The organism is Phaeodactylibacter luteus, from assembly GCF_007993045.1.
GTDB classification, from domain to species: domain Bacteria; phylum Bacteroidota; class Bacteroidia; order Chitinophagales; family Saprospiraceae; genus Phaeodactylibacter; species Phaeodactylibacter luteus.
The window spans coordinates 90,607-111,717 of the sequence record NZ_VOOR01000017.1; the positions used below are offsets into that span (position 1 = coordinate 90,607).

Consider the following 21,111-nt stretch of genomic DNA (forward strand, 5'->3'; position numbering starts at 1 on the left):
GGGCTCGCTATCCGCTCGGCCTTATCAGGCCTGCCGCCCCTTCGCAGCGCTAGGCCAATGCCAGGCTAGTGCCCCAAAAGCATAAACGCCTGCGACATTTTGGTTCACGCCCATAGGATTGGCCTGTAGGCCTTTTGCGCCCTGTACTTGCTTAGTGCATGTTTTTTTGTTGTAAATCAACCATTTATGAGCTTGGCTCTTTCGCTGATTTTTTATTTGGCCTGCCAAACTCAAATTTAGCGGCTTAGCCAAGGCCATACTGGTATGGCAGGCGGACATAAGTCCTTGGTTTTCATGACGAAACCGCTCCAGAAAAGCGCTCAGCAGCCACTGCCCCCGTATCAGCAATAGCCGATGCGGGGGCAGTGTTTTGGCTAGAACATTTTGGCTGCTTGGCTTCATCAATGGCTTTTTTGTAGCGTCAGGGCGCAGCGGTAAGCTTAGGCCCGCCTCTCGCAGAAAAACAATAGGGCTGATCGTTGCTGATCCGGCCCTTCGTGCCGGGGTGCCACTTGCGCTGGGAAGGGCAGGCAAATGCAGGATAAGCCTGCTTCTTATACGGTGGCAGGTGGAGAGAGGTAGCAGGTATTTTGTAGCTTTGCGCACAACCCTGGGCCTGCCCGCTACGTTAATAATAGCCGAGCCTTGATTCCCCTGCAGCAGTGCCGCAAAGGGGAGCGGGCCGAGGTGTTCACCCCAATTGCTTGCCAAAAAAGGTTAGAAAGTTGAAAAAATCACTGCTGATAACATTCATTGTGCTGGCTGTCCTCGTGGCAGATCAGGCCCTGAAGATTTGGGTAAAAACCCACATGGAATATGGAGAGGAGTTCAGCCTTCTGGGACTGGACTGGGCCTTGATACATTTCGTGGAGAATAACGGCATGGCATTTGGCATGACTTTGGGCGGGGCTTATGGCAAACTGGCGCTTAGTGTTTTCCGTATCATCGCCGTTGCTTTTCTGATTTACTACCTGAGGACGCTGATCCGTGGGGGAGTATCCTCCGGTGTGCTTATCGGTTTCGCGCTCATTCTCGCTGGGGCTATGGGCAATATACTTGACAGTGCTTTTTATGGCATCATTTTCTCTGAGTCTCCCTATCACGGAGGGCTGGCAGAGCTTTTCCCGGAAGGGGGGGGCTATTCGAGCTTTTTGCATGGGAAGGTAGTGGATATGTTCTATTTCCCATTGGTGAATACCTATCTGCCCGATTGGGTCCCTATTTGGGGGGGTGAGCACATCATGTTCTTCAAGCCAGTCTTCAACATTGCTGATGCGGCTATTTCTACAGGGGTGATCTATATACTGCTGTTTCAGCGCAGTTTTTTCCATCAGGAAGATCAGCAGGTGGAAGTGGCTCCTACGGCAGCAGCGGGCAGGGAGGAGGATATTGGGCGGGAAGAGAACCGGCCTGGGCAAGGCGTACCTGCGAACCCTGAGCCGTAGCCTGTAGCCTGATGGTGCTGTGGTTGTGTGCAAATGGGCGCAGGCTGATGCGCTGGGCCTGACTGTGGCAGCCTAGCAAAGAACCGAGGCAGCTGCCTTGCTGCCGGAGTGTCACAAACCAGAATTTCGTAACCGTTATAGGCTGCTCGGGCATCGGCCTAGCGCTGCGAAGGGGTGGGAAGCCCGGCAGGGCCGAGCGAAGAGCGAGCCCCGTAGCATAGCGGCTCCCTGCCGCGAGGCAGGGGCAGGCCCCTGTACCATCAGGAATGGGGGAGAATGGCCGCTTAGTTACCTCCCTGTTGGCAGCAATAAAAAAAGCTGCCTTCAGCCAATGCAGAAGGACAGCCTTCCTTAGTAATCCAGTGTGTTTTCTCTATTATGCTTTCTAATTAGACGCGATCTTGCTCCAAGAACCGTCTGATAGCCTCTATGGTGCCGCCGATCTTATCGTAATTGAGGCTGTAGTGGATATACTTGCCGTCTCGTTCAGTGTCGACGAGGCCGGCTGTGCGGAGGATGCGCAGGTGCTGTGAAGTGATAGACTGCTCAAGCCCTAGCGTGCCATAAATTTTATTGACATTGATTTCACTGTTGCGGTCGATGAACTCAAGGATTTGCATGCGGAGCGGGTGAGCAATGGCGCGGAGCACTTCGGAAGAAACCTGAAGGCGCTCGTCGTTTACGCTTACATTTGTTTTTTTCATAGTAGGTTGTTTGGACTGTGCTAAATGTTTGGGGGCAAAAGTGTTGAAGTTGGTAGCAGCCCATTTGGACGGCCCATTTTAAGTTGGACAGTTGCTTTTTGTAGGGTGTGGAAGGACACAACAGCATCTTTCCCCATATCTTACATTCACAAATATGGGATTTTTTGTTATCTTAAACAACCTTTTCCTTTAAAAAACTACCGTTTTCTTTAAAAAAGCTACCGTTCCCTGTTTTGGTGTGGCTAAAAGCCAAGGTTAGTCAGGGGTTTGGAGATAAGCCCAAGCACTTTGGTAGCCCCCTTCTTCCTCGCAGAAGGAAAGGAAACGGCTGTAAAACTCATCTGCCCCCACAGTGGCGCTGTCCCCTACAATAATCAACTGCTGTCTGGCCCGGGTGATGGCCACGTTCATCCGCCGGTAGTCGTTCAGGAACCCAATTTCCCCTTTGGGGTTGGACCGTACAAGGGAGATGAAGACGATGTCCCGCTCCTGCCCCTGGAAACCGTCGATGGTGTTGACGGTCATATCGAGGGCTTGCAAGCCCTCGTCTTCTTCGATCATTTGCTGCATATGTTCGACTTGCTCCCGGTAGGGCGAAATGATGGCGATGCTAGGCTCATACCCCTCCGGTTTTGCCTTGATCAGCTGGTAGAGGTGCTCACGGAGGATGAGGAACTCCTCGGGGTTGTAGCGGCTCTTGTACATGGGGTGCATTTTTTCGTCAAACCCGCAGCCTGCTGTATCGATGAAAATGATGGGGTCGTCAGGGAGGAGAGGTACGCGCTGCCCCCCTACGCCCGGGGCAGCCGTCAGTTTGCCCTCGTAAAAAGCCTGATTGGAGAAAGCCATGATGGCGTCGTTCATGCGGTATTGCACATTGAGCAGGCTCACTTGTGGCAGCCGTTTCAGGAGCTTTTCGATGAGCGTGATGTTGAGCCCTTCTTTTTCAGCTTTCCGCGATTTGACGGTGGGGGGCAGCTGGAAGGGGTCGCCGGTGAAAATGACGCGGGAGGCCCGTGCAATGGGTATCCATGTAGCGGGCTCAAGGGCTTGGGCTGCCTCATCGATAAAGACGGTGCGGAACTTGCGCCGGCTGATGACGTCATTAGCTGTGCCGACCAAGGTTGCGGCAATGACTTGTGAGCCGTCGAGGATTTGCTCAATCAGCCGGTCTTCCATTTGCCTGCCCCAGGCAGAGAGCTCGCGGGCTTCCTGGAAAAGGCGGTGGCGCTCTGCCCGTTCTTCATGCCCAAATTTCCGCTTGAACTTTTGAGCCTTCCGCCGGGCCTCTGCCGCTTGTATCTTGATCTTCTTGATGTTTTTACTGTCGGGGTGATCGCTGATTTTCATTTCCAGCGTATGCCGGATAACTTGCTCGTCTACCCTAGAGATATTGCCAATGCGCGTGACATTGAGCCCTTCGGCGGACAGGCGCTCCACGAGGAGGTCTACGGCAGTATTGCTAGGGGCAGTGACGAGGATATTGTGTTCCTGCTGAGCCAATTGTTTCACTGCTTGTACAAGGGTGGTGGTCTTCCCGGTACCTGGAGGGCCATGTACGACAGCAATATCTCTGGCAGAGAGGATGTCATTGACGGCAGCCTGCTGGGAGGGGTTGAGCTGGCTGGGGAGATAAGTGTGCGCCAATGAGGTGTTTTGGGTGGGGCGTACGCCCAAGAGGATGTCCCGGAGTTCAGCCAAGCGGTCCCCTTTGGCATTCATCGCTTGTTTAAGGGCTTTTTCCATTTCTTGGTAGGTGCGTTCGTCGAAGAGGAGGTCTACCCCTACAAGCCCCAGCTTCATCCACTCTGGCAGGTCTTTGCTGTTCAGGATGATCTGCATGCGGTTTTTGTTGACGAAGTTGACCACGCCGGTGCGCTCCGGCCGTTTCAGCCCTGGCTGCTGGCTGAAAAAATTGACGACCATGCCCGCCCTGAAGTGGTGGTGGCTGTCTTGGGGCACATCCCGTTCTATGGTCACGTAAGCCCGCTCACCGTAGGTGTAGCCTGATTTGATGACCTGCACAGGGTACCAGGCATAGCCTTTCTCTTTGCGCTCCGTGAGCGGAAGCCGCTGTACGCGCTGTTTGAATTGTTCCAGGTCTTCTTCTTTTTCGAGCTGCAGTAGGGCGGCGAGCTGTTGCAGCTCTTCGGTTGGTGAAGGCATAGTGTCAGGATTGTTTGCATGAAGTCCATTAAACGACCGCTAAGGTAAAGGGTTTAGCTGCTCCTCATTCATAATTTTGCGGCACCGGTATGAAATGGACGTGTGCAGCAGCCCTGACAGCCGCTCGGCATGGGAGGCAACTACTAAGTGCATCAAGTGTTAAGACTCAGGAAGTGCTGGCAACCGTAGGGGCCGGGCAATGGTTATCACTGGGCGCGGAGGAAAGCGCTCCTCAACACAGGTATGGAGAAAAAGGACAAACAAGGTTTCCGGGAGCAGTTCAGTGCACTGCACAACCTGATCCCGTTTTTTAGGCTGATCTGGCAGGCGAGCCCTGTTATGGCTTTAGGCAATGTGGCACTGCGGCTTTTCAAGTCGGCCATACCCTTGGCAACCCTTTGGGTGGGCAAGGAGATCATAGACGAGGTGCTGCGCCTGATGGAAGGCAGCGGCGGCATGGATTACCTTTGGCTGCTGGTCGGCATAGAGCTGGGTTTGGCCATACTTTCCGATCTAATGAACCGGGGCATTACCTTATTGGACAGCCTGCTGGGCGATTTGTTTGCTAACGAAACTTCCGTCCGCCTCATCGAGCATGCTGCCCGGCTAGACCTTTACCAGTTTGAGGACGCCGGCTTTTACGATAAACTGGAAAGGGCACGCCGGCAGACGACTGGCCGGACGGTGCTGATGTCACAGGTGCTTGCACAACTGCAGGATATGGTCACGCTGCTCTTCCTGGCCGGCGGCTTGATCGCATTCAGCCCTTGGCTGATCTTGTTGCTGGTTGTCGCCGTCATCCCCTCTTTCCTAGGGGAGACCCACTTCAATCAGCGCACTTATTCCCTTACCCGGAGCTGGACGCCCGAGCGCAGGGAGCTCGATTACCTTCGTTATATCGGTGCCAGTGACCAAACGGCGAAGGAGGTCAAGATATTCAACCTGTCGGGTTTTATCGCAAGGCGTTTTGCGGACCTGTCCACACGCTATTATCAGGCCAACCGCGGCATAGCCGTGCGCCGTGCGCTGTGGGGCAGCGCCCTGTCCGCGTTGGGCACTTTATCTTACTATGGAGCCTATGTCTACATCATACTACAGGCAGTGGGCGGCATGATCACTTTGGGCACTTTGACGTTTTTGGCGGGCTCCTTTCAGCGGATGCGGGGTATGCTGCAGGGGGTGATGAACCGGTTTTCCAAAATTGCGCAGGGCGCTTTGTACTTGCAGGACCTGTTTGACTTCTTGGCGATCAGCCCTCAGATCACCTCGCCGGCAGAGCCTGAGCCCTTCCCCCAGCCCATCCGTGAAGGTTTTACCTTTGAGGATGTCGGCTTTCGTTACCCTGGCAGCGAGCGCTGGGCTATACGGGGGCTATCCTTCCATCTTGGAGCAGGGGAGAAACTGGCCTTGGTAGGAGAAAACGGGGCTGGCAAGACCACCCTGGTCAAATTGCTGGCCCGGCTTTACGAGCCCACGGAGGGCCGTATATTGATAGACGGGAAAGATATCCGTTCGTTTGGGCTGCAGGAGCTGCGCAACCAGATCGGCATCATTTTCCAAGACTACATCCGCTTTCAGCTGCAAGCTGGAGAGAACATCGCTATTGGCAACATCAGCCAGCTGGAAGAAGCATCCGTTATCGAGCAGGCGGCTCAGAAGAGCCTTGCAGATACGGTGGTCGATACGCTGCCGGAGCGTTATCGGCAGTTGTTGGGCAAGCGCTTTGCCGGGGGCATTGACCTCAGCGGCGGGCAATGGCAAAAAATAGCTTTGGCCCGGGCCTATATGCGCGATGCGCAACTGCTGATTTTGGACGAGCCGACCGCTGCCCTCGACGCCCGTGCAGAGCATGAAGTGTTCTTGAGGTTCGCAGAGCTGATCGACGGGAAGTCGGCGGTCATCATTTCGCACCGCTTTTCCACTGTACGTATGGCAGACCGGATCCTTTTTCTGGAGAACGGGCAGCTGCTGGAGCTGGGCAGCCACGAAGAGCTGCTCGCCAAAGACGGTAAATATGCCGAGCTGTTCAAGCTACAGGCTCAAGGTTATGAGTAAGGGCCGGAAGGGGCAAATTGCGGAAACTCCCTCTAGATAGTGCAAATACCTGATCGCTGCAGTACCTTTGCAGCCTAAATTGAAAACATTGGCTAGGATATTAGCGATTGATTATGGGACCAAACGGACGGGGCTGGCGGTAACCGACCCCCTGCAGATTATCCCCACGGGGCTGGCAACGGTCCCCACCCATGAGCTCGAGGCCTACTTAAAGGCCTATATGGAAACGGAGGAGGTGGAGGCCATTGTAATAGGGGAGCCCCTCTATCCAGACGGGAACCCGGCTCAGATCCACCACTTTGTTGTAGGGCTGGCCCGCAAGCTGGGGAAGCTCTTCCCGGGGGTCAGGATCGCAATGCAGGACGAGCGCTTTACTTCGGAAGAGGCCAAGGCCGCCATCCGGCAAAGCGGGGCTAAGAAGAAAAAACGGCAGGATAAGGGGCTGGTCGATAAAATCAGCGCTGTGATCATCCTGCGGGATTATATGGATTCAAACTTAGGACAATAGATGCTCTTACCGATTTATGCATACGGGCAGCCCGTGCTCAAGAAGGAGGCCCGGGATATTGATGCAGGCTACCCCGAGCTCGCACAGCTTATAGCGGATATGTGGGAAACGATGTACTACGCTGAAGGGGTTGGGCTGGCCGCGCCTCAGATTGGCAAGTCTATACGGCTTTTTCTGGTGGATACCGAGCAGATCAAGCGGGAGGACAAAGAAGGGGAAGGGATAAAGAAGGTATTCATCAATGCCCACAAGGTAGAAGAAGGGGGCGAGGTCTGGCCTTATGAGGAAGGCTGCCTGAGCATACCTGATGTAAGGGGCGAGGTAGAGCGCCCCGCCCAGATCCGGCTACGGTATATGGACGAGGCTTTCAATGCCCATGAGGAGGTGTTCACGGGCTTCAACGCACGCGTGATCCAGCATGAGTACGACCATATCGATGGCATCCTTTTCACGGAGCACTTGAAGCCCATTAAGAAACGGCTTGTTAAGCGCAAGCTGGACAACATTAGGAAGGGCAAGGTCCAAGCGGGCTACAAGATGAAGTTTTTGCCGTAAGGCTACTTGCGCCCAAAGTCGGCCGGGATTTCGCCCCAGCTGTCGGTATCCCATTTGAGGATGCGGTTGGGGTAGGTGTTGTGCTGCAGCCAATGCTCTGCGCGGGCGATGAGCTCATGCAGTATTGCAGTTTTTGGGTTCTTCACCAATTTGGTATTGGCCTTTTTTTTCCGCACCCACCCCATTGCGATCTTAGAGTCTGTATAAATAGGCGTATTGGCGCCCTGTTGCTTGAGCAGGGCTAAGGCATGTACGATGGCCAAGAACTCTCCGATATTATTGGTGCCCAGGCTGAATTTTTTGTGGAAGATCTGGCTTTTGTCTTTGGTGCCAACCCCTTGGTATTCCATTATGCCAGGGTTGCCGCTACAGGCCGCATCAACGCTGATGCTGTCCCATATGATTTCGCTGCGCGGCGTCAGGCTTGGTTTTGATGACTTAGGCTTAGTGCTGCCCTGCCCGATGTGGTCGGCAAAACTGCCGCGGAAGGCGGCTTCTGCTTCCTCTTTGGTGGGGAAAGATTTGTAACGGGCGTTAGGGTAGCCCTTGATCTGCGCTTGGCACGCTGCCCAAGTGCTGTAAACGCCGGGAGTGCTCCCCTCCCAAACGGTATAGAATTTGCTTTTTTTTGCCATGTGCAGTTTTTACAGAGCGGAGTTAATTGGCCGCTAAGGTAAGGCACGAGCCCGAATTCCAGGCAATCCCATACCGGTAAGTGCCTCAATCCTTTTCCCCGCATACACCAAAAACACAAGTAGATGAATCTTAGAGCATATTTGCAGCTCGTTCCTGCTGCCAATCGATGCTTTGCCTGGCTTCCGCACTAAGAGATGCTAGGCTAAAATTTAGCAGCTTCGCCAGAACCCTGCGGCTATGCAGTTACAGCAGGAAGGCATAAATGCTTGGCTTTTACAACTAAACCCATCCAAATAAGCGCTTAAAGGCTAAGCAGGAGCGGTGGCATATCCGCACCTCTTCTTGGTTATGGAGGTAGGAGAGCAGCAGAAATCTGTTATCTTCGCGCAGCATTTTGAAACGGAAAAAAGGGATATGAGGCTGATAGATACGCACGCACACTTATACGCAGGCAAGTTTGATGCCGACCGGGCGGAGATGATGCAGCGAGCGCTAGACAATGGCATAGACCGTTTCTTTCTTCCAAATATCGACCGGGCCTCTATCGCGGGCATGTTGCAGTTGGAAGAAAGCTACCCCGGGCAGTGCTTTGCGATGATGGGGCTGCACCCGTGCTCTGTTCAGGAAGGTTATCTGGAAGAGCTGGCCGAAGTGGAGCATTGGCTGAGCAGCCGCCCTTTTTGCGCGGTGGGCGAAATCGGGCTAGACCTTTATTGGGATAAGTCCTTTTTCCGTCAGCAGCAGGATGCGTTCCGTCAGCAGATACGCTGGGCGAAAGCTTTGGATATCCCTATTGTCATCCACTCCCGCGATGCCACGGAGGAAGTGTTGGCGATCCTGGAGGAGGAACAAGATAGCCGGCTTCGTGGGATTTTCCATTGTTTTACAGGCAGCTTGGAAGAAGCCAACCGGATTATAGCGCTTGGTTTCCTGCTGGGCATAGGCGGGGTAGTGACTTTCAAGAATGGAGGGCTCGACAAGGTGGTAGCTCAGCTGCCTTTAAGCAGCCTGGTGCTGGAGACAGACGCCCCTTACCTGAGCCCTGCACCATACCGCGGGAAGCGCAACGAGAGCGCATACATCCGTATTATAGCGGAGAAGGTGGCAGAGGTTTTGGGCGTAAGCCTAGAGGCAGTGGCCCGGGCAACGACCGAAAATGCAGAAACCATTTTCAATACTGAGCGGCTGCCAGAAGGGGCTGTCTTGCCGGGCATTAAGAGCTAGCGGCCCCAAAAAGTATTTTGTGGAATATGATCTTTTTGCAATTTTTGTGAGGCTCGATATTGGCAAAAGGTTCTGAATAACTATATTTGCTCGTGAGCTGCCCGGATAAAAGGTCTGGGCCATAGCGACAGAATTAAAGGAGAGGTGCTCGAGTGGCTGAAGAGGCACGCCTGGAAAGCGTGTATATCCTAACAGGGTATCGAGGGTTCGAATCCCTCTCTCTCCGCTAATGACTTTCAGATTATCGGCCGGTGATAGGCTGTTAGCAGGAAAAAACTGGCCTAACCCTGTTTTTTATACTGTTCCTGCCATTTTGCCTGCCTTCAACTCATGGTTTGACTAACTTTTAAAAAACAATCGTAAAACCTTATTGACTATGCGAAAATTAATAGCACTGCTGCTCATTCTTGGCATGGCAGTTACCTCAGGCAACTTCGTGTACGCACAAGACAGCGGAGCAGAAGCTGAAGGCGAGGCTACTGAGCAAATGGAAGACACTGCAGAAGACACGACAACGGCGGCAGAAGCTGAGGTCGAGCCTATGCAACCGGAAGCACCGGCAGCTGATGCTGGCAGTGCAGAAGAAATGGCTGAGGACCAAAGCGGCTATCAGGTACTGAAGAAGTACTTCATCGACGGTGACTGGCGCTTCATGAGCTTCGTACTCGTTTGTTTGATCCTTGGCCTGGCTTTCTGTATCGAGCGTATCATTACGCTTAACATCGCAACGACCAACACAGATAAGCTGCTGGCTCGTATTGACGACCACCTGAAGTCTGGCGATGTTCAAGGCGCTATGGAGGTTTGCAAGTCAACTCAAGGCCCAACAGCTAGCATCCTTTACGAAGGGCTGAAAAATGCTGACGACGGTGCAGAGGCGGTTGAAAAAGCAATCGTTTCCTACGGTAGCGTACAAATGGGCTTGCTCGAGCGTGGCCTGGTTTGGATTTCTCTTTTCATTGCCATCGCACCTATGCTTGGTTTCATGGGTACGGTAATTGGTATGATTCAGGCATTCGACCGCATCGAAGCGGTAGGTGACCTTTCTCCTTCAGTTGTTGCTGGTGGTATCAAAGTTGCCCTTCTGACAACGGTATTCGGTCTGATCACAGCGATTATCTTGCAGATTTTCTACAACTACATCGTTTCTAAGATTGACGGCATCGTCAACAAAATGGAAGATGCTTCTATCGCACTGGTAGACATCATGGCAGCAAACAACATTTTCAAGAAGTAAGAGAAACCAACCATTATGTATAAATTCTTAACCAAAAATGGCCAGACACTGGCCTTCGGTTTAGGAGTTGTGATAACCGCGATCTTCCTAATCTCTGTGGTCTCTAATATGGGAGAATTCACAGCGATGGCGGAAGAGAAGCAAGCAGAAACCACGATTTTCGACTTTGGGCTTTATGGTGCAATCGCACTGTCCATCGTTGCTGCAATCGCCATGGTGCTGTTTGGCTTGGTCCAGGTAGCGACTAGCTTCAAAAGCTCTATGAAGGGCATCCTGGGTTTTGTGGCGCTGTTGGTTATCTTTTTCGTCTCCTATTCTATGACCGACACCAATGTGTCCCCTTACATTCAGGGCGCAATTGATAAGTTCGAACAAGGCGGTGCAGTATTTACTGAAGGCAACCTGAAGTTTATCTCAGGGGGTATTTCAACTACTGTTATCCTCGTCATTCTTGCGGCAGCTGCCTTTGTCATTTCTGAGATTTCTAACCTCTTCAAATAAGGCATTATGGCAAAAACGAGCACCAGAGATCGGATGACCAACGAGATCAATGCAGGCTCTATGGCTGATATTGCCTTCCTGCTGCTCATCTTCTTCCTCGTTACAACAACGATCGTAGAAGATAAAGGGATCACGGTCAAGCTTCCACCCTGGTCGGAGGAAGAGCCCGATGTGACCAAGCTGAAGCAGCGTAACGTATTCTCAGTTCTGGTAAATGCACAGGATCAGCTACTTGTACGGGGCGAGCCTGCTCGGGTAGAAGAGCTGCGCGAGCGCGCAAAGGTCTTCATCAGCAATCCGTACCAAGACCCTGAAATGGCTGAAAAACCAACCAAAGCGATTATTTCGCTCAAAAACGACCGCGGTACAAGCTATGATGCTTACCTGCGGGTGTACAATGAGCTGAAAGCCGCTTATAGCGAGCTTTGGGATGAGTTGAGCCAACGCAATTACGGCGTGCCTTATTCAGAGGATATGCCGTTCGCCTACCGGAAAGCGATTCGGGAAGAAATCCCTTTCGTACTTTCGGAAGCTGAACCTACTTCATTCGGTGAGGAATAACAACGCTAAAAGACATCAGGCCGGCGGGTGTGCTCTTCTGTATGCCCGCTCCCTTCACCTTTAGCACTCTTTATTCTTCACGATCGGCCTGTGCAAAGGCTGTCAAAAATGATAGATTATGGCAAAGTTCACTAAAAAAAGGGGCAAGTCTAAACCGGCGATTTCCACGGCTTCTCTTCCTGATATCATCTTCATGCTGCTGTTCTTCTTCATGGTTGTAACAGTACTCCGTGATGCTGAGCTCATGGTCAAAGTTTCTACGCCTTATGCGTCTGAACTGACCAAGCTGGAAGAAAAGTCATTGGTCAATTACCTCTATATCGGCCGCCCTACTCAGAAATACCAGAATATCTATGGTACCAAGCCACGCCTGCAGCTGGGCGATAAGTTTGCTACTATTGCTGATATTCCGCTCTTCCTTGAAAAGCACAAAATCAAAGTGCCGGAAGCCCGCCACGGACAGATTACGTCTTCCCTGCGTGTGGATGGAGAGGTTACTATGGGTATCGTTACCGATGTAAAGACTCAGCTCCGCAAATCGGGGCAGCTGAAAGTAAATTATTCAGCTAAAAAAGATCCGAACGCCAAAAACTAGCTTTAGCAGTGCTGTTACTTGGTATAAATAAAAGCGCCTTTTATTGCTCTTAGCAGTAAAAGGCGCTTCTCGTTTTGAGCCTTCCCTTTTGTTTACTTAGCGGAGGCGGTCCATTGAACGGACAAGCTTCTCATCTTTTCCGATAAAACGATAGGCCAGGAAGCAGAAGAAGATGGCGAGCAGGGGCAAATACATACCTGCTGCGTCTTGGATGGCATTTTTGCCAGCTTCTGTAAGCTGCTCAGACAAGTAAAGCCCCGCAAATGCTAACCCGCCAATGTTCAGAATGAGCGCGCTCAGGCTTAGGCGCATCTGAAGTTTCCGGTTGCGGAAGAGGAAGATGCTGATCAGCGCAGCAGCTCCAGCTAAGCCGAAGATGGCCATCAGCCCTACTTGGTCATTAAGATTGTAGACCGCATCGCTGAAAATAGCAGACTCTGCAATAGGCGCTGGCGTTTTGGCAAATGGGAGGCCGAATAGGCCAAGCGAAGCACCGCCCGCCAAGAATAGAAAAACAGATTGAATACGTTGTATCATATGGTATATTCGTTGATTTCGCCACAAAGATAAGGCTTGTCCCCTAATTTAGCCTTTACCTGCAAATGACTCTTGCTATGCCTCAATACGCCCTCAGCTACTGGGAACTGGAAACTTTCTTTAAGGGCATTGACCTGGCCATTATCGGAGGTGGGATAGTAGGCTTGAGCGCCGCGTTAAGGGCGCGGGAGATTTCGCCCGCTGCACGTATCGTTGTTCTAGAAAGAGGGCCGCTGCCGATAGGCGCAAGTACCAGGAATGCTGGTTTTGCCTGTTTTGGCAGTGCTTCCGAACTCCTTGATGATTTGGGCAGCAGGCCCGAAGAAGAGGTGTGGAATTTGGTCGCCGACCGCTGGGAAGGGCTAAGGCGGCTGCGGCAGCGCATTGGTGACCGGGCGTTGCAGTACGAACAGGTTGGCGGCTTTGAGCTGTTCCGCTCTGCAGACCACCGGTTGTACGAAGCTTGTATGGACAATCTGAGCCGCTTCAATCAGGAGCTTCATCGCATCACAGGCAATAAGGAGGTTTTTCTTAGAACAGGGCAAGAAGTGGGCGGTACTTTCGGCTTTGCGGGAGTAAAGCAGCTGATTTTCAATCAGGCGGAAGGATTGCTGAACCCTGGGAAGCTTATGGGCCAGCTTATCGCATTAGCACAGCAGGCTGGGGTCTTGTTCTTTCCTGGTATAGAGGTGACTGAGCTTACAGACACGGGCAGCGGTGTGGCGCTGCAGACCCGAAGCGGGTTTTACATACAAGCAGGGAAAGTGCTGCTTGCGGCCAATGCTTTTGCCGGGCAGCTGGTCCCCGAGGCTGACTTGAAACCGGCTCGCAACCAAGTGCTAGTGACTGCTCCAGTACCTGGGCTTAGCTGGAAAGGGGGCTTCCATTACGACCGGGGGTACACGTACTTCCGCCATATCAATGGGCGGGTACTGCTCGGGGGCGGGCGCAACCTCGATCCGGAGGGTGAAACGACAACTGCTTTTGGCACCACCCCCCTTATACAAGGCTATCTGTTGAATTTACTAAGGGAGGTCATCCTGCCGGGGCAGGAGGTAGCTGTTGATCATTGGTGGAGCGGTATTCTTGGGGTGGGCAGCCATAAATCGCCCATTATCAGGCCGGTTTCTGACCACGTCGCGCTTGCGGTCCGCCTTGGAGGTATGGGCGTCGCCATTGGCACTTTGGTTGGAGAAACAGGGGCTGCTTTAATTATGGGCCGTCAGCAGTAGGCTTGCTGCGCACCGGGCAGTATGGTTGGAGAAGGGGCTGCTTTGACTGCAATGCCCGCCAACTCCAATACATAAACAACAAGGGCACAAGCCAGATTGCTTTTTTTTGCCTGCCCCTACCGCAAGGAGGGGGCCTGGCCAGCCTGCCCAACGGGATGGGGCCTACCCCCGCCGGACGGCAGGGGTCGCTATGCTGCGGGGCTCGCTATCCGCTCGGCCCCTCGCCCTACGGGCGTCGGGTCTGGCCTTAGCCCCCCTCCGCAGCGCTAGTGCCTCAAGCCATAAATCCTTGCCACCCCAAGTTTCGTTCTTTTCCGCCTACTCTTCGTTAAAGAACCGCTCCTTTAGCTTGGGCTAAAGTCGCGAACCTTCGCCTTGATTAGCCGGAAAATAACTTCAACTTAAGTATCAGAGATTTATGGCTTAAGGCACTAGTCCAATGCCAAGCTGTAAAAGCCCGAAAAGTATAAATGACTGCGGCATCTTGGTTTACGCCCAACAACAACGGGGCGCCCCATCTAAATGGAACGCCCCGCTGAAACGCATTTGCCCATAAGGGCTTTAACGTACAATTATCAATGGTAAGCTTTGGCTAGCCGATCCGTCGCTCAGCATAAACCTGTAAGTGCCGGCCGGCAGCTGGCCTAGATGGAAAGCCCACTTGGCCTGTATACTGTTCTTGCGGACCCGTTCATGCCATACCCGCTGCCCAAGCATATTGAAAACCTCAGCTTCTAGCCATGTTCCGGTGATCTGGTTCAGTTCTACCGTAAAAACCCCTTTCCCAGGGTTAGGGTATAAAGAAAGGTCCCAATCTGCTTTTGGATGCACTGGAAGGTCTACTAAGTTGGCCGTAGTGTCGAAAGCACAGCCATTACCGTCCAAGATGCTCACGGCGTAACCTCCGGTAGCGATGCCTGGGTAAACATTATCTGTCTGGAAGGCAGCTCCGTTTAAGCTGTAGCTGAATGGAGGAGTGCCCCCTTCCGGCGTTACGGTCAGGGTATCGCCCATAAGGCTTAGGGCAGCCCCAAGGGGCGCAGGTTCGCTCAGGGTGAAATTGCTGCTGAATATGGTGCCGGTCGCATCCTGTACCTGTAGCTCATATTCGCCAGCGGGCAGCCCTTCGAATAGACCGCTGTCTTGGTAATTGCTTCCATCTACACTGTAGGTATAAGGAGGGATGCCACCTGCCCCTTCAATGCTGATGACGCCATCGGCGGCTCCGGCACAGCTGATTCCCGCACCAAGGCTGATGTCCGCACTAAGCGGTACGCTTATGAGGGTGGCCTCGGTCGTGAATAGGCAGCCGTTGCTGTCAATTACAGTGATTTCGTAGAAGCCGTTCTCCAGCCCAGGGAATATGGGGGATGTTTGAGGAATTCCGCCATCAACTTGATAGGTGTAGGGCGGGGTGCCTCCGCTCGCAGTTACCCCAAGGCTGTTCCCATCTGCCTCTACCATAGCCCCGAGTACGTCCGGCTGGCTTAGGCTGAGCGTGCTGCTGCTTGCGCTGAACCCGTCGGCGTCCTGCACGGTGATGGTGTATGATCCTGCGGGCAGGCCGGAGAAAACGGGGCTCTCCTGGAAGTTTTCGCCGTCGATAGAGAAGAGCAGAGGGGGTGTCCCGCCGTTTGCGGAAGCTTGTACCGCGCCGTCGCTCCCCCCGAAGCAGGAGACATTGGAAAGGATCTCTGCGGTAATGCTGAGGGTGTTGGCCAGGACAGTAGCCTGCAGGCTGAAGGTGCAGCCGTTGTCGTCGGAAACGGTAATGTCGTAAACGCCGTTAGGCAGGCCGGAAAAGACAGGGCTGCTCTGCAGCTCCCCCTGATTGATCTGATAGGAGAACGGCGGGGTGCCTCCCTGAGCAGAGACGGTGATGTCCATGCCATCGGTCAGAGCGGAAGCTTGTAGAGGGTCCGGCTGGCTTAGGCTGAGCGTGCTGCTGCTTGCGCTGAACCCGTCGGCGTCCTGCACGGTGATGGTGTATGATCCTGCGGGCAGGCCGGAGAAGACGGGGCTCTCCTGGAAGTTTTCGCCGTCGATAGAGAAGAGCAGAGGGGGCGTCCCGCCGTTTGCGGAAGCTTGTACCGCGCCGTCGCTCTCCCCAAAGCAGGAGACATTGGAAAGGATCTCTGCAGTAATGCTGAGTGTGTTGGCCAGGACAGTAGCCTGCAGGCTGAAGGTGCAGCCGTTGTCGTCGGAAACGGTAATGTCGTAAACGCCGTTAGGCAGGCCGGAAAAGACGGGGCTGCTCTGCGGCTCCCCCTGATTGATCTGATAGGAGAACGGCGGGGTGCCTCCTTGAGCAGAGACGGTGATGTCCATGCCATCGGTCAGAGCGGAAGCCTGTAGAGGGCCCGGCTGGCTTAGGCTGAGCGTGCTGCTGCTTGCGCTGAACCCGTCGGCGTCCTGCACGGTGATGGTGTATGATCCTGCGGGCAGGCCGGAGAAAACGGGGCTCTCCTGGAAGTTTTCGCCATCGATAGAGAAGAGCAGAGGCGGCGTCCCGCCGTTTGCGGAAGCTTGTACCGCGCCGTCGCTCTCCCCAAAGCAGGAGACATTGGAAAGGATCTCTGCAGTAATGCTGAGTGTGTTGGCCAGGACAGTAGCCTGCAGGCTGAAGGTGCAGCCGTTGTCGTCGGAAACGGTAATGTCGTAAACGCCGTTAGGCAGGCCGGAAAAGACGGGGCTGCTCTGCGGCTCCCCCTGATTGATCTGATAGGAGAACGGCGGGGTGCCTCCTTGAGCAGAGACGGTGATGTCCATGCCATCGGTCAGAGCGGAAGCCTGTAGAGGGCCCGGCTGGCTTAGGCTGAGCGTGCTGCTGCTTGCGCTGAACCCGTCGGCGTCCTGCACGGTGATGGTGTATGATCCTGCGGGCAGGCCGGAGAAAACGGGGCTCTCCTGGAAGTTTTCGCCATCGATAGAGAAGAGCAGAGGCGGCGTCCCGCCGTTTGCGGAAGCTTGTACCGCGCCGTCGCTCTCCCCAAAGCAGGAGACATTGGAAAGGATCTCTGCAGTAATGCTGAGTGTGTTGGCCAGGACAGTAGCCTGCAGGCTGAAGGTGCAGCCGTTGTCGTCGGAAACGGTAATGTCGTAAACGCCGTTAGGCAGGCCGGAAAAGACGGGGCTGCTCTGCGGCTCCCCCTGATTGATCTGATAGGAGAACGGCGGGGTGCCTCCTTGAGCAGAGACGGTGATGTCCATGCCATCGGTCAGAGCGGAAGCCTGTAGAGGGCCCGGCTGGCTTAGGCTGAGCGTGCTGCTGCTTGCGCTGAACCCGTCGGCATCCTGCACGGTGATGGTGTATGATCCTGCGGGCAGGCCGGAGAAAACGGGGCTCTCCTGGAAGTTTTCGCCATCGATAGAGAAGAGCAGAGGCGGCGTCCCGCCGTTTGCGGAAGCTTGTACCGCGCCGTCGCTCTCCCCAAAGCAGGAGACATTGGAAAGGATATCCGCAGTAATGCTGAGGGTGTTGGTCAGGACAGTGGCCTGCAGGCTGAAGGTGCAGCCATTGTCGTCGGAAACGGTAATGTCGTAAACGCCGTTAGGCAGGCCGGAAAAGACGGGGCTGCTCTGCGGCTCCCCCTGATTGATCTGATAGGAGAACGGCGGGGTGCCTCCTTGAGCAGAGACGGTGATGTCCATGCCATCGGTCAGAGCGGAAGCGGAGATCGGATCCGGTTCTTCAATGGCTAGTACAGCGTTGGCCGTATTCCCCAGTTGGTCAAGTACGATAATGTTATAATTGCCAGCAGGGATACCGTTAAAATTGCCATCAGCTTGGTACGGGCCATTGTTGATGGCATATTGGTAAGGGGGAATGCCGCCATTTGCGGAAGCGGACAGGCTGGCATCTGCCTCCCCACTACAGCTAACGGGAGCGCCCTGCACTGCAGTAACTGCTAGCGGGTCAATGAGAATGGTGATATTGAAAGTACTGCCAATCAGCAGCAGCCCCTCCTCATCGGACAGGTCAAAGGTGAAAGCATCCGATAAAGCGGTGTTCCCGCTCAGGTGAAGGTAAGAGAGCTGGCCACTGTTGATCTGTGCCTGAGTGAAAGACTGGCCAGTGCTCAGTGCCTGCCCGTTGAGCCGTAATTCCCCTTCAGCTGGCGCAGAAGACAAGGTGTAAGAAATGTTGTTAGCTGTGCTTTCATCATCGTCAGCTTCGAGGAGCGTGCTCGAGATGGCGGCGGCTCCCCCGTAATCTACCGTCAGCCCTTGATTGGTAACGACAAAGGGCGGCGCCCCAGGGTTGGTGTAGCAAAAGGTAATGCCCCAAGACGTCAGCAGCCCCCCGTCCTGGTCGGCATTATCTGTGATTTGCAAGGTCCAATCGCCCTGACTGCTCTGCCCGCTCAGGCTTGCAAAACTGCTGATGGGCTGGAAGTCTCCTTCGATGGCGTAAGCTCCTGACTCGCAAGTATTCTCCAGCTCATTGGCGGAGGCAAGGGCAGTTGCGCTGAAAGAGAGGAGCAGGTTGTCTTCGGGGCAGCCAAAGCCACCGCCCTGAACGCCGGGGCGGTCAAAGAGCGTGAAGGTTGTCCCGCTGGGGCTGATGAGTACCGCTTCAAGATCTCCGACATAAGAATGGTTTATATCTAAGCTGACTGTAATGGCCCCTATGGTAAAGTCCTCACTGATGTTGATGCTGTTCGAGATAGTAGGTGTACCGGAGGCACTGATTGTAGTGGAAGAGGAGCTGGAATAGGGGGCACAACTGATGTCCCCTACGCTAAAGGAAAAGGCGTTGGAGAAGCTGCTGTTGCCGCAAAAAGTACTGCTTTGGACTCGCCAGAAGTAAGATGTATTTGCCGTATTGGCTACTGTAGGCTGAAAGGCAGGCAGGCTTACATTTGCGGTCTCCAAGATATTGCTGAAGCCCGCATCGCTGGCCACTTGGACCGTGTAAGAAGTGGCCCCGCTATTGTCCCCCTGCCAGGTGAGCAGTGGGTTGGGGAAAATGCCCGTTGCACCATTGGCAGGAGCAGAGAGGACAGGGGGAGTGGCGGCTCCTGCGAGCAGGTTGAGCGTCATAAAAGTCGAAGTGGTATTGCCATCGTTGGCGGCAATGACTTCGATCTCATAATTGCCAGGGGCAAGGGTAGAGGTGAAAATGGTAAGGGAAACGGAGCCTTCCGGAGCGACAGAGGTGCTGCTCAACTGGTAGTTTGAAGCTGGCAGCCCATTCAGGCTAAGGGTGGCGTTGCCGGTATAGCCGCTGCTGCTATTGATGGAAAAGGTTACATTTTCTCCTTGGCAAGCCTGCTGTACAGCTGGTTCGCTGAATAAAGCGAAGGAACAGCTGCTGGCCCATCGGCCATCGATAACTAAAGTGCCGGTATTCCTGGGGTCCAGCCAGTCTTTGAGCCTAGAGCTGGGGGAGGAGCCCTGATCCCAAGACACCGCAAAGGCGCCATACCAGTCGGAGGCGTTGTTGCCACAAGCGGCACCTCCGCCATGTAGCTGTCCTACTACACGCTCATCTTGGTCAAAGAGGGGCGATCCTGATGAGCCCCCCTCAGTAGTGCCTACATCCCAGTCGGCCACTCGTACGTGGGTATAGTTGGGGATCGGAGTGGTGCCGCCATAGGTCGTGAAAGAGAGCGGGTCGTTTTCAAAGCTGATCCTTTTTTCATCAGTGCTAGGGTGGTGTACTGCAATGGCGCTGCTGATATTGGCCCCTGTGGCATCCCAGCCAGCGAGGTAGGCATTGGCAGTAGGGGAGATGGGGTCATCGAGCTCTACCAGCACAAAGTCGGACTGAGCGCGGGCTGCCCGGAAAATAGAACCTGTATTGAAATCGTTGAGCTGCCCGTCTCCACCTGCCCCGCTTGAGGGAGTATTGGGCTGCCGGCAGGTGCTATTCTGGAAGTTCCAGTAGGTGACCAACGATGGTGCGTTGTTGGCATTGATGTTGCAGTGGTCGGCCGTCATGAAAAAAGGCGTACAATCGTTATCCACATTATTGACGAGGAAGCCCGTACAAAAGGTGCCGCCCCCGGTGGAAATGACAGCCACAGACTGTATGATGTCGCGGTGATCATCTACAATGCCCCATCCATCGGCAGCTCCACAGATGACATCAAGGTTGCAGGAGCCGGAAATGAGGGCATTGAAATCCTGGAAGGCGTGGTTGACATAGGTAAGTTTGAGCCTAAGCAAATGCTGGCTGCCGTGGGGGAGCTTTACATCTAGGATGATATCGTCTCCGCTCAGCAGGGGCGTCCAAAGCTGATCGTGCTCCTCGTTGTCGGCGGGGGTGAAAGGCCCACGTACGGCCCGTTCGTCGGGGGTGTAAAGCATCAGCTCCCCGCCTGGGGGCATGTAGTATTCACCGAAGCCAAAGTTTAGGGACTTTGCTCCGGCAGACTTTACCCTTAGGCGCCAGTGCAGGCCTTCAGGGGTGCTTTCCCATTGCCCATGCGTATCGGGCGTTGCTTCAACTGGGATATTGACTGCGTAGCGGGGGGCTATGACGCTGCTGTCGCGCCGGGCGAGTTCTTCTTCCCAGAGCTGGCCATTGTCCTGAGGAGGCATTGCCAGTACAGGGACTGTACTGAGGGGGAGTAGGCGCTTTGTTGTTTTGGGGGCGGTCTGGGCAGTGATGGTACTGGCCAGCCATAGATTCATCAGGAGTAAAAGTAGAAGTTGTCGCATATTAGTACGGAGTGTTTTACAACGCTTGAGAAAAAATTAACATCGGTTCGGGACAGGATCGGGGAGCACCGGCTCAGGCTGGGCTGTTTTTAGGAATGGGGTAAATGTACGGCTCTCCCTTCAAAGAGCAATATTTGGCAGAAAGATCATTCAGTACAAAGTGAACTACCCATTTGCTAACGACAAATGGGCTTCAGTTTTCACAGACCTGTGCTTCTCGAAAGAAGTCTGATTTAAGTCTCCACCCGTGTAATCAGCCGTCTCAGCCGATATTGTTTTTCATCCTTCGTTCAATATGTTCTTTGCTGCATTTTCATCTCTGTCTAAGTGATGTCCATTTTTACAAGGCCATTTTCGAACTGAAAGGTTTAAATCTTGATTTATCCATCCGCACACATTACAAGTCTTGCTTGATGGGCAAAAGCGATTGATCTTAACCACTTGTTTATCGTTCCAGTGGGGGTAAGCCAAATTGTCGCAGGCGTTTAC

The 21,111-nt window shown here is 53.8% G+C and carries 16 protein-coding genes and 1 tRNA gene; 11 read left to right on the top strand and 6 right to left on the bottom strand.

Annotation, left to right across the window (positions count from 1 at the left end; all coding sequences use genetic code 11):
* Window positions 1–725 precede the first annotated feature (725 nt).
* A complete protein-coding gene (locus tag FRY97_RS10000) occupies window positions 726–1,445 on the top strand; it encodes a lipoprotein signal peptidase (RefSeq protein ID WP_147167373.1) in 720 nt (239 codons plus the stop codon).
* 389 nt (window positions 1,446–1,834) lie between these two features.
* Here FRY97_RS10000 and FRY97_RS10005 read toward each other — a convergent pair whose 3' ends face one another.
* Together FRY97_RS10005 and FRY97_RS10010 are read right to left on the bottom strand one after the other, a co-directional pair.
* Entirely contained in the window at window positions 1,835–2,149 is a 315-nt protein-coding gene (locus FRY97_RS10005) for an ArsR/SmtB family transcription factor (protein WP_147167374.1), read from the bottom strand.
* Between the two features lie 255 nt (window positions 2,150–2,404).
* Window positions 2,405–4,315 (bottom strand): AAA domain-containing protein, encoded by a 1,911-nt coding sequence (locus tag FRY97_RS10010; RefSeq protein WP_147167375.1) that lies wholly within the window; start codon window positions 4,313–4,315, stop codon window positions 2,405–2,407.
* A gap of 243 nt (window positions 4,316–4,558) precedes the next feature.
* Between FRY97_RS10010 and FRY97_RS10015 the strand changes: the two genes are divergently transcribed.
* The 3 genes from FRY97_RS10015 (at window position 4,559) to def (ending at window position 7,433) form a co-directional block, all read left to right on the top strand.
* Window positions 4,559–6,370, top strand: a complete 1,812-nt coding sequence (locus FRY97_RS10015; RefSeq protein ID WP_147167376.1) for an ABC transporter ATP-binding protein — start codon at window positions 4,559–4,561, stop codon at window positions 6,368–6,370.
* 88 nt (window positions 6,371–6,458) lie between these two features.
* The gene (ruvX, locus tag FRY97_RS10020) at window positions 6,459–6,878 is read left to right on the top strand and encodes a Holliday junction resolvase RuvX (RefSeq protein WP_147167377.1); all 420 of its coding nucleotides are present in this window, start codon (window positions 6,459–6,461) and stop codon (window positions 6,876–6,878) included.
* Entirely contained in the window at window positions 6,879–7,433 is a 555-nt protein-coding gene (gene def, locus FRY97_RS10025; protein ID WP_147167378.1) for a peptide deformylase, read from the top strand. It begins immediately after the preceding gene.
* A 2-nt stretch (window positions 7,434–7,435) separates the two neighbouring features.
* Here def and FRY97_RS10030 read toward each other — a convergent pair whose 3' ends face one another.
* The gene (locus FRY97_RS10030) at window positions 7,436–8,068 is read right to left on the bottom strand and encodes a ribonuclease H1 domain-containing protein (RefSeq protein ID WP_147167379.1); all 633 of its coding nucleotides are present in this window, start codon (window positions 8,066–8,068) and stop codon (window positions 7,436–7,438) included.
* Window positions 8,069–8,483: 415 nt separating this feature from the next.
* Between FRY97_RS10030 and FRY97_RS10035 the strand changes: the two genes are divergently transcribed.
* The 6 genes from FRY97_RS10035 (at window position 8,484) to FRY97_RS10060 (ending at window position 12,187) form a co-directional block, all read left to right on the top strand.
* Window positions 8,484–9,293, top strand: coding sequence for a TatD family hydrolase (locus tag FRY97_RS10035; RefSeq protein ID WP_147167380.1), 810 nt, complete (start codon window positions 8,484–8,486; stop codon window positions 9,291–9,293).
* Between the two features lie 138 nt (window positions 9,294–9,431).
* Window positions 9,432–9,519, top strand: a tRNA-Ser gene (locus FRY97_RS10040).
* Between the two features lie 150 nt (window positions 9,520–9,669).
* On the top strand, window positions 9,670–10,530 hold the full coding sequence (locus tag FRY97_RS10045) for a MotA/TolQ/ExbB proton channel family protein (RefSeq protein ID WP_147167381.1): 861 nt from the start codon (window positions 9,670–9,672) through the stop codon (window positions 10,528–10,530).
* Window positions 10,531–10,545: 15 nt separating this feature from the next.
* Window positions 10,546–11,031 (top strand): hypothetical protein, encoded by a 486-nt coding sequence (locus FRY97_RS10050; RefSeq protein WP_147167382.1) that lies wholly within the window; start codon window positions 10,546–10,548, stop codon window positions 11,029–11,031.
* 6 nt (window positions 11,032–11,037) lie between these two features.
* Complete coding sequence (locus FRY97_RS10055; protein ID WP_147167383.1) at window positions 11,038–11,592, top strand: ExbD/TolR family protein; 555 nt, start codon at window positions 11,038–11,040, stop codon at window positions 11,590–11,592.
* Between the two features lie 118 nt (window positions 11,593–11,710).
* Window positions 11,711–12,187, top strand: a complete 477-nt coding sequence (locus FRY97_RS10060) for an ExbD/TolR family protein (protein WP_147167384.1) — start codon at window positions 11,711–11,713, stop codon at window positions 12,185–12,187.
* A gap of 96 nt (window positions 12,188–12,283) precedes the next feature.
* Here the strand turns inward: FRY97_RS10060 and FRY97_RS10065 are convergent, their stop codons facing one another.
* The gene (locus FRY97_RS10065; RefSeq protein ID WP_147167385.1) at window positions 12,284–12,724 is read right to left on the bottom strand and encodes a DUF4293 domain-containing protein; all 441 of its coding nucleotides are present in this window, start codon (window positions 12,722–12,724) and stop codon (window positions 12,284–12,286) included.
* 77 nt (window positions 12,725–12,801) lie between these two features.
* Between FRY97_RS10065 and FRY97_RS10070 the strand changes: the two genes are divergently transcribed.
* Window positions 12,802–13,956, top strand: a complete 1,155-nt coding sequence (locus FRY97_RS10070) for an NAD(P)/FAD-dependent oxidoreductase (protein WP_147167386.1) — start codon at window positions 12,802–12,804, stop codon at window positions 13,954–13,956.
* Between the two features lie 561 nt (window positions 13,957–14,517).
* On the opposite strand, the gene FRY97_RS10075 is transcribed toward FRY97_RS10070, so the two are convergent.
* Both FRY97_RS10075 and FRY97_RS10080 read right to left on the bottom strand, forming a co-directional pair.
* On the bottom strand, window positions 14,518–20,622 hold the full coding sequence (locus tag FRY97_RS10075) for a cadherin-like domain-containing protein (RefSeq protein WP_147167387.1): 6,105 nt from the start codon (window positions 20,620–20,622) through the stop codon (window positions 14,518–14,520).
* A 279-nt stretch (window positions 20,623–20,901) separates the two neighbouring features.
* Window positions 20,902–21,111, bottom strand: a 210-nt coding sequence (locus FRY97_RS10080) for a zinc ribbon domain-containing protein (RefSeq protein WP_211356841.1), incomplete at its 5' end; no start/stop codon positions are given.

Coding starts and splice junctions, on each gene's coding strand:
- FRY97_RS10005 (WP_147167374.1), bottom strand. CDS start 2,149: ATGAAAAAAACAAATGTAAGCGTAAACGACGAGCGCCTTCAGGTTTCT.
- FRY97_RS10010 (WP_147167375.1), bottom strand. CDS start 4,315: ATGCCTTCACCAACCGAAGAGCTGCAACAGCTCGCCGCCCTACTGCAG.
- FRY97_RS10015 (WP_147167376.1), top strand. CDS start 4,559: ATGGAGAAAAAGGACAAACAAGGTTTCCGGGAGCAGTTCAGTGCACTG.
- def (WP_147167378.1), top strand. CDS start 6,879: ATGCTCTTACCGATTTATGCATACGGGCAGCCCGTGCTCAAGAAGGAG.
- FRY97_RS10030 (WP_147167379.1), bottom strand. CDS start 8,068: ATGGCAAAAAAAAGCAAATTCTATACCGTTTGGGAGGGGAGCACTCCC.
- FRY97_RS10035 (WP_147167380.1), top strand. CDS start 8,484: ATGAGGCTGATAGATACGCACGCACACTTATACGCAGGCAAGTTTGAT.
- FRY97_RS10045 (WP_147167381.1), top strand. CDS start 9,670: ATGCGAAAATTAATAGCACTGCTGCTCATTCTTGGCATGGCAGTTACC.
- FRY97_RS10050 (WP_147167382.1), top strand. CDS start 10,546: ATGTATAAATTCTTAACCAAAAATGGCCAGACACTGGCCTTCGGTTTA.
- FRY97_RS10055 (WP_147167383.1), top strand. CDS start 11,038: ATGGCAAAAACGAGCACCAGAGATCGGATGACCAACGAGATCAATGCA.
- FRY97_RS10060 (WP_147167384.1), top strand. CDS start 11,711: ATGGCAAAGTTCACTAAAAAAAGGGGCAAGTCTAAACCGGCGATTTCC.
- FRY97_RS10065 (WP_147167385.1), bottom strand. CDS start 12,724: ATGATACAACGTATTCAATCTGTTTTTCTATTCTTGGCGGGCGGTGCT.
- FRY97_RS10070 (WP_147167386.1), top strand. CDS start 12,802: ATGCCTCAATACGCCCTCAGCTACTGGGAACTGGAAACTTTCTTTAAG.
- FRY97_RS10075 (WP_147167387.1), bottom strand. CDS start 20,622: ATGCGACAACTTCTACTTTTACTCCTGATGAATCTATGGCTGGCCAGT.